This window comes from Thermoflavimicrobium daqui (assembly GCF_003313465.1).
In the GTDB taxonomy this organism is placed as follows: Bacteria; Bacillota; Bacilli; order Thermoactinomycetales; family Thermoactinomycetaceae; genus Thermoflavimicrobium; species Thermoflavimicrobium daqui.
Genome location: NZ_KZ845675.1, coordinates 1 through 14,269 on the forward strand (window position 1 = coordinate 1; position 14,269 = coordinate 14,269).

Annotated in this window: 9 protein-coding genes and 1 rRNA gene; 6 read left to right on the forward strand and 4 right to left on the reverse strand. The window is 36.8% G+C overall.

What is annotated here, in order from left to right:
• Nucleotides 1–120 precede the first annotated feature (120 nt).
• The 4 genes from rrf to DL897_RS15945 all read left to right on the forward strand — a co-directional run bounded on the left by rrf (nucleotide 121) and on the right by DL897_RS15945 (nucleotide 8,562).
• Nucleotides 121–237: ribosomal RNA gene (gene rrf / locus DL897_RS15930) — 5S ribosomal RNA — on the forward strand.
• Nucleotides 238–580: 343 nt separating this feature from the next.
• A complete protein-coding gene (locus DL897_RS15935; protein ID WP_113660120.1) occupies nucleotides 581–3,802 on the forward strand; it encodes an NACHT domain-containing protein in 3,222 nt (1,073 codons plus the stop codon).
• A gap of 4 nt (nucleotides 3,803–3,806) precedes the next feature.
• Nucleotides 3,807–7,442 carry a tetratricopeptide repeat protein gene (locus DL897_RS15940; protein WP_113660121.1) on the forward strand — a complete coding sequence of 1,212 codons (3,636 nt, stop codon included), beginning with the start codon at nucleotides 3,807–3,809 and terminating at the stop codon, nucleotides 7,440–7,442.
• A 154-nt stretch (nucleotides 7,443–7,596) separates the two neighbouring features.
• Entirely contained in the window at nucleotides 7,597–8,562 is a 966-nt protein-coding gene (locus tag DL897_RS15945; protein WP_113660122.1) for a transglutaminase domain-containing protein, read from the forward strand.
• A 91-nt stretch (nucleotides 8,563–8,653) separates the two neighbouring features.
• On the opposite strand, the gene DL897_RS15950 is transcribed toward DL897_RS15945, so the two are convergent.
• Nucleotides 8,654–9,334 (reverse strand): hypothetical protein, encoded by a 681-nt coding sequence (locus tag DL897_RS15950; RefSeq protein ID WP_113660123.1) that lies wholly within the window; start codon nucleotides 9,332–9,334, stop codon nucleotides 8,654–8,656.
• Between the two features lie 575 nt (nucleotides 9,335–9,909).
• The gene (locus tag DL897_RS15955) at nucleotides 9,910–10,389 is read right to left on the reverse strand and encodes a glutathione peroxidase (protein WP_113660124.1); all 480 of its coding nucleotides are present in this window, start codon (nucleotides 10,387–10,389) and stop codon (nucleotides 9,910–9,912) included.
• A 285-nt stretch (nucleotides 10,390–10,674) separates the two neighbouring features.
• Between DL897_RS15955 and DL897_RS15960 the strand changes: the two genes are divergently transcribed.
• On the forward strand, nucleotides 10,675–11,346 hold the full coding sequence (locus DL897_RS15960) for a DUF4272 domain-containing protein (protein WP_113660125.1): 672 nt from the start codon (nucleotides 10,675–10,677) through the stop codon (nucleotides 11,344–11,346).
• A 304-nt stretch (nucleotides 11,347–11,650) separates the two neighbouring features.
• On the opposite strand, the gene DL897_RS15965 is transcribed toward DL897_RS15960, so the two are convergent.
• Nucleotides 11,651–12,907 (reverse strand): MFS transporter, encoded by a 1,257-nt coding sequence (locus DL897_RS15965; protein WP_113660126.1) that lies wholly within the window; start codon nucleotides 12,905–12,907, stop codon nucleotides 11,651–11,653.
• A 32-nt stretch (nucleotides 12,908–12,939) separates the two neighbouring features.
• On the reverse strand, nucleotides 12,940–13,377 hold the full coding sequence (locus DL897_RS15970; protein WP_113660127.1) for a VOC family protein: 438 nt from the start codon (nucleotides 13,375–13,377) through the stop codon (nucleotides 12,940–12,942).
• A gap of 414 nt (nucleotides 13,378–13,791) precedes the next feature.
• Between DL897_RS15970 and DL897_RS15975 the strand changes: the two genes are divergently transcribed.
• Nucleotides 13,792–14,175 carry a VOC family protein gene (locus DL897_RS15975; RefSeq protein WP_113660128.1) on the forward strand — a complete coding sequence of 128 codons (384 nt, stop codon included), beginning with the start codon at nucleotides 13,792–13,794 and terminating at the stop codon, nucleotides 14,173–14,175.
• Nucleotides 14,176–14,269: the final 94 nt, after the last annotated feature.

A 14,269-nucleotide genomic window follows, 5' to 3' on the forward strand; every position in this document is an offset into this window, starting at 1 on the left:
ACGAATCGGTCGAGGGCTTAACCTACTTACTCTCACTCTGACTTCATTTCCTTTCTAATTTTCAAGGTGTGTGATTCACACATCTCAATATTGTCCCAGAATCGCAGATTCCGGGAAACGTCTGGTGATTATAGCGAAGGGGTTCCACTCGTTCCCATCCCGAACACGACAGTTAAGCCCTTCTGCGCCGATGGTACTTGGGGTGCAGACCCCTGGGAGAGTAGGTCGTTGCCAGGCATACCAAAAAGCCATCCAGTTTTTCTGGATGGCTTTTTGGTATGTACTGTTACTAAAATATAGAAGAAATCCTTATGTCTAGAAGATTCCTGATTCAATGTGTCCGATTTCGCCAATTTATCCCTACTATTGTTTGATATAACACTCCACTGGCGTTTGGACACATATACATGATTCTCTTTAGGGGATCATCAGGTATGAATTTCGACAACAAGATAAGCGAAGTAAAAATTTCGCTGCTTATTATTGCCCACATGAAAATATGTTTGATACGAGAGGAAAAACGGGTATTTTTATTAATGGTGGAACTATACTTTTTTAAAATTTAAAGTGAGGGATCTCTTTGACAGATCTGAATCATATTTTTAGATCAGGGAAGGAAGTATTTGAGAAGTATTTGACTGAATATTTGATCGACGATCATCAATATAAAGGATTATTGTCACAACTTGACTCGATTTTATTATTGGGAGACCGTGTTGTACAAGCTTGTAAGTATCACCCCAACTTAAAAGAGATACATGACTTTTTTTGGTTTTTATCACGAATTTATACCAAGTCAGGAAGAACCCACGCGAATATAGAAAGAGTTTTGGCTAAACTGGAGATCTGGCTGAAAACTATTTATTACTTCATCCATCAAGGGGAACAGAATGAACTAGCAGGAGTTACAGAGAATGGATCACTTGCTATGCTGTATCATAAATTACAACTGCTTACCAATGATGAGTTATATAGCGAAATAGAGATTGACCTAGCCAGGGAAGAGTCAAGCTGTGATGTTAAAAAATTAATGATGATTGCCCGACTAATACGGAACCGTCAAACCCATTACCCGTGTTCGCCACCGAAAGATTGGAATCAGCTGATGCTTCCAGCAACTTTGATAGTAATTCTTGCCCCGTTATATAAAAAATATGAAGCCCTTCAAGCAAGTTTGTCCACTCTTACTGTTCGTGATTTGCAGTGGGATGAGCTATTTCATGTATTTCTAAAAATGAAAAGAGAGAGGAAGGAGCATCTTCGTTTCTTTCAAGGACGTGAAGATGCTATTCAAGAAGTTAAAGAGATCGTTTATGAAAAGAAGAGAAATCATGGAATGTATATCCTCGTTACTGGAGTTGCCGGCATAGGTAAGACAGCACTCTGTTGTCAATTAACTGAAGACATATTACCTATCAATTATTGGAGAATCCATCATGGAAAAGATCAAGAATTTGCCCCTTGGTTACCTAGCTCCCTTTTTTTTATGGGCAATAGATCGATATCTCCAGCCCAGATGATTCGTTGCTTAACCATGCAAGCTAATACATTATTGTTGGAAACGATCCCGCTAATGGATAGTGATCCATTAGGAGTTGATATCTATGAGCAAAAAAAGAAATGGCTCACAGTTTTAAGACAGCTAACCAAAGAGCGTGGTAATATCCTTGTGATTTTGGATGGGATTGACCCAGTTATTTCTGACCCTTCTTGGTTAGCAATTTTCCCTGAAGAACTTCCGGCAGGAGTTACGATTCTTGTAACGACCCAAATGCATAGTATGCTAGGTGATTGGCTAACGAAGGAGCGAAGAAGCTACACGATTCACCTTACTGAACTCTCAAAAAAAGAAACAGCTGCAATTATAGGTTTAGAGGAAGAGGATCATGAAGTAGACTTTTTATGGGAAGAAACAAGAGGCTGGCCGAAGCAGATCATGGAATTTTTACGTAGAAAAAATCAACCTAATTGTTTTTTTTATCACCCAGAATCATCAGAAAAGTATTTATTTGGAAACTTAATGAAACAATGGTCTCCATCTTTCTTCCCCAATGAAGCGAAAATTATATTAAAGGAAATAAAACAGCTCCTTCTTACTATCTATCCTGCCCACCTTTCACTCTCGCAAATCAATTCTTATCTAAGCTTTAGAGGATTTCAAAAAGAACTTATAGAAATTAAGCATATTTTAGACTCAGTGAAAGAACAATTAACCGTCCAATACCCAGACCGACCTTTTCAACTTTATTTAACCGCTTTTATCAATTATTTACGGAAAAAACATTATAGTCAGCTTGATTTCTGTCGCTCGGTTGAGCAAGTTGCTAATTGGTTTATGAGGCTAACCACTGAAGAGATAGAACAAGAAGAAGTGAGTGAAGCCATTCTTTTGTTTGTCAGGAAATGTATTGAGCAAAGGGAGATGCACATTCATTCTGTAAGGAAAGTTATCACTAAATTGATAACCAACTTGGGTAGAAAAAAGCAATTTAAACTCTTATATCAAATTGCAAGTGTGAATCAAAAAGGAAAAACTGAAGTCGATGACCTTGTCTTCTATTGTTTAACATTGTCAGCTGAAGCCTATTATCCACCAGCGATGAATCAATTAGGGACTTATTATTTAAAAGGGATTCATGTGTCACAGGATTCGAATCATGGGGAAAGTTTGATTCGGATGGCCGCTGAAGCAAAAGATGTACAAGCTATGAATCATTTGGGAATGCGTTTGATTCGTGGAGATGGTATTGAACAAGATGAACAACAAGGAGAAGAATGGTTACGAAAAGCAGCAGATCAAGGGTTTGCTCGTGCCATGAGTAATTTAGGAGACTACTTATATACTGTAAAAAAAGAGATCATAGAGGCAAAATACTGGTTCAATAAAGCAACTAAGTTAGGATGTCCTCGAGCGATGTATCGTTTGAGTACGTTTTTATTTAAGAACAATAATAAAGAAGGAGAAAAATGGTTAAAAAGAGCGGCTGAAGCGGGAGAAGTTCATGCCATGATCGCAATGGGACAGTATATGATTGAAGGGAAATATCTATCACGAAATCCTGAAGCTGGGGTAACTTGGCTTGAAAGAGCAGCAAGTGCAGGAAGTACAGATGCCATGATTCAATTAGTGAAACGTTATTTTACAGGAAATGGGGTCAAAAGGGATTGGCAAAGAGGTGAAAAATGGTTAAAAAGGGGCGCTAATACAGGTAATGAAATGATGATGCTTCAACTGGGGAAACATTTACTAAAGGGGACTTATGTCATTCCAAGGATTGAAGACGGGTTACTATGGCTAGAAAAAGCAGCACTTAAAAATACGCATTGTTTACAAGAATTGATTCGATTTTATATAGATTCACCAAGGGAGATTCAAGATATAAATCGAGGACTTGAGTTACTCCATCGCTGGATAGAAACGGGGCAAAAACAAGCCATGTACGAACTAGGGAGGCGTTATTTACGAGGTAATGGTCTACCGCAAAATTTGGAAGAAGGGGAGAAATGGTTGGAAAAGGCGGCTTATGCTGGCCTATCGCAAGCGATGAATGATTTAGGAAACGGTTACTTAGATGGGGAATATTTACCTAAAAATTCAGATAAGGGGATAGCTTGGTTAGAACAGGCAGCAGAGGAAGGGGATACCTCGGCGATGTATTCGCTAGGGAAGCGTTATTTATTTGGAATGGGGCTACCCAGAAATATTGAAAGGGGTTTATTTTGGATTAATAAGGCAGCAGAAATGGGGAATGGCTCAGCGATTCAAGTATTAAAAATGGGACTGATTAATCGATTGAGGTGATGATATGAACCTACAGTTTCTACCATTTGATCAAGGAGCTAATTTTTTTTGGGAATCAGTCGGTCCTTATTTTACAGAAAGCAAGCGATTTGCTTGGAGTAAAGATAAATGGAAAGAAGTATTGCTTTTGGGAGATCGATTATTAATTTTTTGTGAGGATGACCCCTACTTTTACGAATTAAAGACATTTCGTGATTTTTTAAGTGACTTAATTAAGGTTAATCCTGAACAGCGTTTTTATATGGCAAAATCTCTGCTTGGGAAAGTGGAGATTTGGTTAAAGGCTATTTTCCAAATCATTTATCCTGAGCGACGTGAAGAGATGAAGGATGAACGAGTAGGGCTTTACTATATGATTAGCTATTTGGGTTTACTGACAGAAAAAGAGAGTCAGACGGGAGTGACACATGATCCTATTCATCGACTTATTTATATGGCGCGAGTGATACGTAACCGTATTTTACACCATCCAGCGGGGATTCCACCTGAATGGGAAGGATTATTAATTCCTGCTACTCTTGCAATTCTATTGGCTCCCCTATTTGTTCATCAGCAGCGCATTTATCATCAATTGCGTTTCCTCATTGTTCGTGAATTTTCCTATGATAAAATCAAATGTATATTACAGAGCTTTCCACAATCAGAAGAAAAAAGAGCTTTAATGGATACGTATTTATTTAATAAAGAGCTACAACAACTTGATTTAGATAGCACATTTGGAAAATATATTCTTTTAACCGGCAAGCGAGAAATAGGAAAATCATCATTATGTAAAAAATGGATGAGTGAATATAAAAATGCTATAGAAATAAGAGGAAGTAAGGCAAAAGAAGTGTTAAATGTCGCACCTTGGCTCCCTGAAGTAATTTTTCATGATTGTAGGAATACAGAACATGTTTTTGATCTGGCATTATCGATTATCGGTCAAGCTAACACATTATTGGTCCAGCCTCTACCACTCTCTTTTTTGGAGTTAGATCTTTCTATTGAATCTTGGAAGGAAGTCATCTATTTTACATTGGAGAGAGTTGTTAAAGAAAGAGGAGAGCTTTTTTTGTTATTAGACCATATAGAGAAGTTTGATTTAAATATAGATAAATTAGAGATATTACCAGAGTTTCTACCAATGGGAGTAACAGCACTATTATTTACACAATCGTTTAGTTTAACAGAAAAATGGTTACTTCAAAATCGATCCGTTTATCATTGGAATCTGGATCGTCTCGTTCAAGATCATGTAGCAAACAAAACAATAACTCCATATGAGCATAAATGGAAAATATACGAAGAAAAGTCTATTTTTTGTGATGCTCAGCTGTTTTTACATTTTTTTGTCCCTACTGACCCTGTTCCAGTAGATGTTCTTCAAGCTTATTTGACATGGTGTGGATGGGAAATAGATAGACCTACCTTAATTGGTCTCTTAGAGGAATGGGATGAATCAATTGGTAGAATTGTGCAAGAACAAGTATATGATCGTCCATCGCAAATCAGGGAGCACTTGGAAGATACCGAGTATGCTTGTGAGAAGTTGCTAAGTTGGCTTGAACAATTGGATCGGCAGTTAGAAAAGCAGGAAGCTGATCATCTCATCATTCAATTTTTAATGTATTGGACAGAGGAACGAAAAGAGCGAGATCCTAGGGGAAGAAAAATCGTTTTACGTTGGATAGAACAAAAGGTGCAAGCGGGTGCTTATACATGGATCTATGAGTTAATTCAAAAAGGTTGGCGTTCTTTAGGGCGTTTCACAGGAGTGAATAAGGTTGGCTTACAGTTGGTGATTCAGTCAGGTTATGTTCCTGCCATGTACGAGCTAGGAATTCAACTATTATCACAAGGGGATATGGAATGTTGGCAAGAGGGGGAATATTGGATACGAAAAGCAGCAGAGGCTTATTATTTACCAGCCATTAAGAGCCTAGGAGCATTATATTTGGAAGGAATGCGTGTTAAAAAAAATGTTACCGAAGGTGAATCATGGTTACGCCAAGCCATAGAATTAAATGATATAGAAGCCAAATGTCTTTTGGGTATCTATTTGATTCAAAATGGCAGAACGAAAGAAGGGGAGAATTGGCTAGCTCAGGCTGTCCAATTAGGCCATATTCAAGCGATGTATGAGCTAGGGCAAATTTTAATCGATGGTATTTTTTTGAAGCAAGATATGAATAAGGGTTTGAAGTGGATCAGAAAAGCGAAGATGGAGAGTACACTAAATGGACTAGAATGGGGAGAAACATGGGGGTGTCTGGAACGTTTAGTACAGCTTGGGAAACGATTTATCGATGGTAAGGGAATTTTAAATGACCCCCCATTAGGAGAAAAAATGTTACGAAAAGCAGTTGAATCTGGTTGTCTTATTGCTAAAGCCGAGTTAGGAAAAAGGCTGATCATCGGTGCAGGGCTATCATCCAATCCAAATCAAGGGATCACTTTACTAGCACAAGCACTTCACCAAGAGAACCCATTAGCGATGGTATATTGGGGAGAGCTATTGTTAAGTGGAAGTGGTGTGATACAAGATCGTGAAACCGGTAGAAAATGGCTTGAGAAAGCAGCCAGTTATAATGAAACACTAGCTATGAGAATCTTGGGTAAACAGTATATGATCGGTAATCACTTACCTCTTCATTTGGAGAAAGCAAAAAAATGGTTAGAACAGGCAGCTAGTTTAGATGATAGTGAAGCGATGTTCGAAGTAGGAAAGTATTTTTTAAGTAGAGATGAAATGAAAGAAGGATTCGCATGGGTAGAGATGGCAGCAGAGAGAGGGAGTCGGGCCGCTGCTTTTGAATTGGGAATTCGCTATCTAAAGGGAAAAGGATTAGCTAAAGATAGTGGGAAAGCTAAAAAGTGGTTGATCCATGCCTCAGAACAAAATGATCCTCAGGCTATTGATTTGCTAGTTTTACGATTATTGGATGGTAAAGGATTAGAAAAAGATGAGCGAGAAGCACAAAAATGGTTACAAAGGGCTATTGAATTAAATCTAAAAAATTTGATACGTACGATTGGTTTGTACTATATACGAGGAAAAGAAGTAAAGAGAGACTTGGCAAAGGGGAAGAGTTTGTTAAAGCAGGCAGCTATTTTGGGAGATAAGCAAGCAAGTTTGGAGTTAGGGAACCGACTGATAGATGGAATTGATTTTTCACCGTCATCAGAGGAAGGGAAAAAATGGTTGATTCATGCGGCAAAGTTGGGAAGTAGTCAAGCCATGCTAAACTTGGCTGAGCGATATCTGCACGGAAAAGGGTTCCTGCAAGATAGACAAGAAGGGTTAATGTGGCTTGAAAAAGCTGCACATCACGGGGAGTTCAAAGCGATGACTCAACTAGTTAAGTACTATTTGTTTACAGAAAATAGAGGCCGAAATAAAGAAAAGTGGAATAGTACTGGGGAATATTGGTTAAGAAAAGCAATGAAAGTCAAACATTTTGAGGTAGATCACTTATTTAGCAAAGAGACACAAGTTGCTGAAACAATACAAATGAAAGAAAATGATCCCTTATTACAAGCAGCTGCATTAGGTGACCAACTCGCAATCATGGAATTAGGAAAAAGATATTTGAGTCTAAATGGACTTTCTATAAGGCGTGATAATGGAAAGATAGGTATCAATCGTCTTTGTAATTAAGGGGAGTGGGGAGGGGATAAGTTACTTATATATTTGGAATGAAAATCGTATGTTAGGAAATTTAACCATTCAATTTTTATTTATATTAAAGAGGGTTTAGTTTTGATATAGTAAAAATAAGTAGAACCGGATAAGTATTTAAGGGAGAGAAAACATGCGAAAGCTCTTAACTTTTGTTTTGTGTTTAGGGATGGTCGTACTAGGTTTATGGCTTTTTCGACCGTTGTGGTCAGAAATCCATCAAACACTTCCGACTATCCAAAGTGCTGTAAAACAGATACAAAGCTTTCATGAAAAACAAGGATCTGCTATGGAAAAAGAGGATATTCCGACAACGATTGCCAAACATATTCAAAATAGAGATCCTTCATTTACTGTAAAATATCAGGTTGACTCGCAAACGATGGCTAAATACAAAGGATTAAAAGCTGCAGAAAAACGAGAAAAAATGACAGAAGAATTTGACCGCCAATTTAGAAAGATGCTTGATCATGCTTTACGTGAACACGAATATCTAGAACATGTCATCGAAAAATATACTTGTAAATGGACATATTCGGAATGGAATGAAGAGGTAATCCTTCAGTTTGATGAGATCGTATATCGGGAGAGTAAAGAAGAAACGGATGCTGTAGATGAAAAAGTGGAACAAATTGTGGATAAGTTAATTGAACCAGATATGACAGAGTATCAAAAGGTAAAAACGATCCATGATTATATAGTCAACCATGTAAAATATGTACTTAGAGACAATGGACGTGAGAGTAATACAGCTTATTCTGCATTGTTTGATGGGGAGTCAGCATGTTATGGATATAGTATGCTAGCCTTTAAAATGTTAAAACAAGCAGGAATAGACGCACATATTGTGACTGGAAAGGCGATTTCAGATTTTAATGGAGGAAAACCGATTGGGCATGCTTGGAATTTAGTTAAAGTCAAAGGGAATTGGTACCATATGGATGCCACTTTTGATGATCCGATTGGACCTACAGATGAACAAAAGCCTTTTTATGACTACTTCTTGATTTCGGATAAACGCATAAAGAAAAATCACTTTTGGAATCCTGCCGAACAAAAATATGATATGCCTATGGCAAAAACAACTTATCCACGATAAAAAGCCATCGATATAGGAGGCTTTTTGGTGTTTCGAAACGGGGAAGCTTTGCGTATTTATACGTGATACTTCCCCGTTTATCATTATGTGATTAAGAATCACGTAAGCGATCAATCGCTTTATCAATGGACTTTAAGCCTAGTTCTGCTTGTACAATTAAAAAGAGGTTCTGATGGTAATCAAAGATGGTTTGGGATAAGGTAGAGGTGAGGATGACTTTGTCTGAATGGAAGTTCATACGTTGGAGGTGAAGGTCAAAATCTTTAACAGTGTAGTAATCTAACATTTTAAGAAAGCTTTGACAGAAGGAACGATAGGAACGAATTTCTGCTTCAACTCTCTTAGAAAGGCAAAAACGGTTGAACTGAAATACGTTATCAAATTCGAGAAGGGCGTCTTGAACTGCTTGCTTATTAGTAACTGAGGGGTCTTTAACTAAAAACTTATCAAACGCCTGATGAACTTTTCGACTATTGTCAAGCAGTTGATGGTAAACCTCTATTCTTCTTTTTAAGATTTCATCACGAATAGTAATATGTTGAGAACGGCCACTTAAGATTCCATTAAAGATCGTTGTTCCAATTAAAGTAACAATACCTACAACTCCAGTGATAATAGCTGCATTCACTTCACCCTTGAAAGCCTCTGAGTGAGCATATTGCATCCAAAGCTTAGAACCATAATAAACTAATAACATTAGCAAACCGATCAGAAGGAGACGGATTAACCAGCTTATCCATTTTTCTTGCAAGTAATGCCATGCTCTTTGCATATCATTTCCCTTTCTTAGAGGTTTAATGCTTATCGTTTTTTGAATTTAATCCTAGACAAAAACGGCTCGCATCTAATTCCTAGGTGTAGCAGGGCATCGATTTAGCTATATGTTATTCCTTTATATTAATAGGATTTATATTATTAAACGGTATTTTAAAGGGTTGGATGAATTTTTTAAAAGAGGATATTTAGGGTTAAGATGATTGATTGTGATAATCTAATCACTTCCTTACTCCTAAATATTTATCAAATCAATAATCACATTCTGGACATACTTTTGTTCCATTGTTTTCAGTAAGCTCTTTTCCACAATATTTACATTGGTTGTCTGAATCTTTATATCGAATAGTCCATAGCATAACAAACACCTCCAATATGAATGAAGTTAGTTATATATATATTAATATGTTTTATAAGATTGAAAAAATGCTGTTATAAATAGTATATATTTAGGGGGTAAATCAGTCAATCTATGGGTGTTGTATCTTTTTAATTAATATAAAAGCAATCTAAGTTTATATAAATAAAAAGAAGACTTTTTCATCGAAGAAATGTGTCTTCTTTTTATTTTGGTTAGTCTTTTAGCAGAGCTACAATATCTTTTTCAATTTCGCTGGGTTTTGTTGGTGGACCATAGCGTTTTATAACGTGACCTTTTTGGTTTACTAAGAATTTGGTAAAGTTCCATTTGATCGTTTTGGTAAGAAAACCAGAGGTATTTTCTGTAAGATACTGAAATAATGGATGTGCATGTTTACCTTTGACATCAACCTTTTGAAAAAGTGGAAATGAAACACGATAATTCACTTGGCAAAACTCAGCAATTTGGTCATGCTCAGTAAATTCTTGATTTCGAAATTGGTCACAAGGAAAGGCGAGAATGACAAAGCCTTGTTGATGATATTTTTCATATAATGTTTGAAGTTCTTTATATTGTGGTGTAAAGCCACATTTACTGGCTGTATTAACAATGAGGACGACTTGTCCAACAAAGTCGGCTAAGGCTTTTTCTTCGCCTGTTATCAATTTTGCATGATAGGAATGGATCGTCATAAATAGCCCCTTTCGATCAGAAAGATGGGATTGTTTTTTTATTCTAGAAAAGCTACTTTAAGCAACTTTCTGAAGCGATCTTTATATCTAAAAGATATCATATGACACGAAAAAGTGCGATTTATTCCAATTACAGGAACATATATTCTAAATTTTATGGTATAATTCATTGGCTGCTCATTTATCTTTAAGTTATCTCAATTGGTATGAGGAACGAATGAGTGGAGAAGACTGTGCAGCTGTGTCTATAAATTAAGATACATAATAGAAAGGATTTTTAATTCTATGACTGTGACTAAGTATCAATTACTAAGAAAGCAACGTTCAGAAGAGAAGTTACTACAATCTGGCTTAATAGTAAATCCATCTTTTCCAGTATTACCCAGCGAGGCGGATATTCAAGCTCGTTCGGCGCAAGATGTAGCGAAACGAGCGTTAGCACTATATAACCTATTAGGTGTTATTTTTTATGAAGAACCAGAAAAGATCGTACAATGGACGATTGATGAAGGATTATGGGATTCATTAAGCCCAAGAGAGCAAGAAATTTTTTCGATTCCAACTTCAGGTAAAGATGCTGGTGAAAAATCCTGGGCACTAAAAGCGTTGCGATCCAATATTTTAACATGGCGTGTTGAAGCTTTATGGATATTACTTTGGTGCTTGGGAAAAGTGGATTATCTTGGTTTACCTCAAGAGAAGATTGATGGCTCAGAAATCCGTGAGTTTATGCCAGCTTTAGGGGAATCTGTCCATGCCTTTGTTACCCAAGCGAAATTACGTCCTTTATCTGAGATATTAGATCAGATTGATATACATTATCGGGTTTATTGGGCAATGTCGGAAGCCGAAGAGGAAGGAAAAGAGCTACTCATTCATTTGGACTCTTTTATTTTATATGAACGTCTTCATGCCTTAAGTTGGTTTGCTGGTTTTGAAGAAGAATGGGATGACTAAGGTAATAACAATAGATAATTCCTATGTTTTTGAGGCTGCCAAACTAGAGTTTCCTTTTCTGATTGAATAACTTTGTATAGGTTATGTAAGTCAAATGAAAAAGGAAAACCGCCATTCATGGATAATCCCTATACGAAATGATCGATACTTGTGTGTAAAGTCTCTTTTTCTCTAGGAACAGAAACATCTAAGAGTTCAACTCTTAGATGTTTCTATGTATAGATAATTGGACAAAAGTTGGTAGTAACCGATATAATTCAAGACTATTTTAACTTATTTGAAATTTATTGTTTCGTTCCTCTCTTTACAAAGAAGAAATCGATTCTTTCTTCGTCCGCTTGTAGATAGCAAAATCAATAGCTGACTTACTTAGATAGATGATAATCCCTGAGAAAAGAAGGAAAATACTTAAAGTGAAATAGGAACCGCGTGTGCCTATGGTGCCCATTAGAGTGGTAAATATAGAAACAGACATGACTCGAATTCCTAATCCAACTCCGTCAATACAGCTTCTAATGCGCCCTATGATATGGTTAGGAACCATTTCCATCATCATTGTATTTCGACAGATGCGCGTACCTGCATTACCAATTCCTTTCCCTAAAGCGGCAAGATAAAAAAGGGAAAGATGAGGGGAAAGTGCTATGCATAGGGTTGAGAACAGAGAAATAATTACTGTACATAAAATAGTCGTATGTGATCCCCGTTTTTTCATCCACTTGGTTATAAAAATACCTGAAAAGATAGCTCCAATCGCATAAAGAGCTGAAGCCGTTCCTAGGGCGCTTGGATTTGCCTTTAATGTATGTAGTACATGAATTGGATCTAGGTAATTCCCTATCATTATCACAATAAACGGTGATAAGGTGCAAATAAAAAATAAAGAGATCCAAGGCATTTTCCGCAGATAAATAAATCCTTCTTTCATACTTTCTAAGTAGTGAACTTTTTGGTTTCTATTTTTTTGATTTTGCTTAGTATAAGGAATTGCTAAAAAGAGGAAGAATCCAATCAAGTAAGTCATAGCATTGATAAATAAAATAGTGGAAACATGTATATGTGTCATGATTAAACCTGCGATCCCAGCACTTAACATGGAAGCAACTTGGTTTTGTACTTCTAATACGCTATTTAGCTTTTGATATTGATCAGGTTGAAAAATCTCGTGAACAAAAGCGAAGATTCCTGGGAAGACAAAGTTCCAATACAGAGAGCCCACAACTTGAAGAATAACGAGCTGCCAAATTGTTAGACTATCTTGGCTATGAGCGATGAAAGCTAAAGCTAATACAAAACTAAATCCCCATATCTGCGAAAATAGCAAAAAATTCTTTCGCGGATATTTATCAATGATGGAACCGATATAAGGTGATAAGAAAAATGAAGTAAGGGTCACTCCGATAAAAGTATAGCCATAAACTTGAGCCCCATCAGGTTGTTGAACAATAAGCCAGGAGATCGTAAGGGAAGTGATCCCACTTCCGATCGAAGAGAAAATATTGGCTAAGATGATATAAATAAATCGAGAGTCATTCCCGATGGAGTTATTCTTCTTTTTCACTAACTATCTTTCTTTCGCCCATGCGAGGCTTCCTATTTGTCCCAAGCAAATACTTTTTCTCCTAATTCAGGTTTAGGAGGATCTGGAAGCATAGAGATAAATTCAAGAGAGTGACCATCTGGATCTGCAAAGTAGATCGATACAGCAGGCATCCAAGCAAAAACAAAGGGACGATCGGTTCCATCTGCTAAAAAGTTGTGTACGGGAATACCGTGAGTCTTTAAATGATGAATCGCTTGCTCCATATATGTGGGTGAAATACGAAAGGCAAAGTGTTGCCGCTGAATTTGACTAGGCTCTTTTTGCCATAGTCCTAGCATAGCCTGTCCTTTGCCACCAACCCAATAAAACCGAACCTGACGAGGGCTTACAAATGCGAGTTCTAATCCCAATATATCTTCGTAGAAAGCAGCAGAGCGTTTTAGATCTGCTACATGAAGATGTGTTTCAAATAGTCCTTGAATTTCCATTGGTTTTTATCCTCTTTCAATCGTGTATCCCTTTGTACTTCTCTTCTTAGTTCATATTCTCTGATTTTTGCGAGTTCCTCTATTTCATAAGGATTATACATATCAATCACCTCGGCAAACTTAATAAATATTTATGTTTAATATGTTTATATAATACCCTTTGTGAAAATTGTTAGTCAAGTATTTATATAAAAATATTTACAAAGTATCTGTAGCGTCGATTTACTAAAAATAGATAGGACTTATCGCTCGTAGCCATCATCAGACAGTGGCGAAAATATGCTCTCAGTCTTGCATATCAACACTATTGATAAAGTAGTTCCTTAAGGTAACGATTAGGAGTATTGCCCTTATCTATAATGGAATGATACAATAATATTCTTAATATTCTGTTGGGATAGGAAGTGTGTTACCGTGAAGATGTCGATGCGTTATATCATTCTCTATGTGAAGGATGTAGAAAAGTCAAAGGAGTTTTATCGTGATTGCTTAGGCTTACCTATTCGTGGTGAACATGGTACATACATTGAGCTTCGTACGGGAGCTACGATTTTAGCTTTGAATAGTCGAAAGAGTGTACAAGAATTAACAGGTTTACAAGTGTCTAGTTCGCATTCTTTATCACAGACATTTGAAGTTGGATTTGTGGTAGAAGATGTAAAAGCAGTAATTGAAGATCTACGTAGTCAAGGGGTACCGATCTTAATGGAACCGGTAATGAAGCCATGGGGGCAAACAGTAGCCTATGTTGCTGATCCAGATGGTCACTTTATTGAAATTTGTAGCTCGATGGATTGATGTTGTTAAGTTACCGAAAAACTGTACGAATCTTATTAATTTTAGCGATAGGGATAGTTCATAGAGCTATTATCATATTGTAAAAACTAACTTG

Excerpts from the sequence above, each read along its gene's own strand:
- DL897_RS15940 (WP_113660121.1), top strand. The coding sequence starts at position 3,807 with ATGAACCTACAGTTTCTACCATTTGATCAAGGAGCTAATTTTTTTTGG.
- DL897_RS15945 (WP_113660122.1), top strand. The coding sequence starts at position 7,597 with ATGCGAAAGCTCTTAACTTTTGTTTTGTGTTTAGGGATGGTCGTACTA.
- DL897_RS15950 (WP_113660123.1), bottom strand. The coding sequence starts at position 9,334 with ATGCAAAGAGCATGGCATTACTTGCAAGAAAAATGGATAAGCTGGTTA.
- DL897_RS15955 (WP_113660124.1), bottom strand. The coding sequence starts at position 10,389 with ATGACGATCCATTCCTATCATGCAAAATTGATAACAGGCGAAGAAAAA.
- DL897_RS15960 (WP_113660125.1), top strand. The coding sequence starts at position 10,675 with ATGACTGTGACTAAGTATCAATTACTAAGAAAGCAACGTTCAGAAGAG.
- DL897_RS15970 (WP_113660127.1), bottom strand. The coding sequence starts at position 13,377 with ATGGAAATTCAAGGACTATTTGAAACACATCTTCATGTAGCAGATCTA.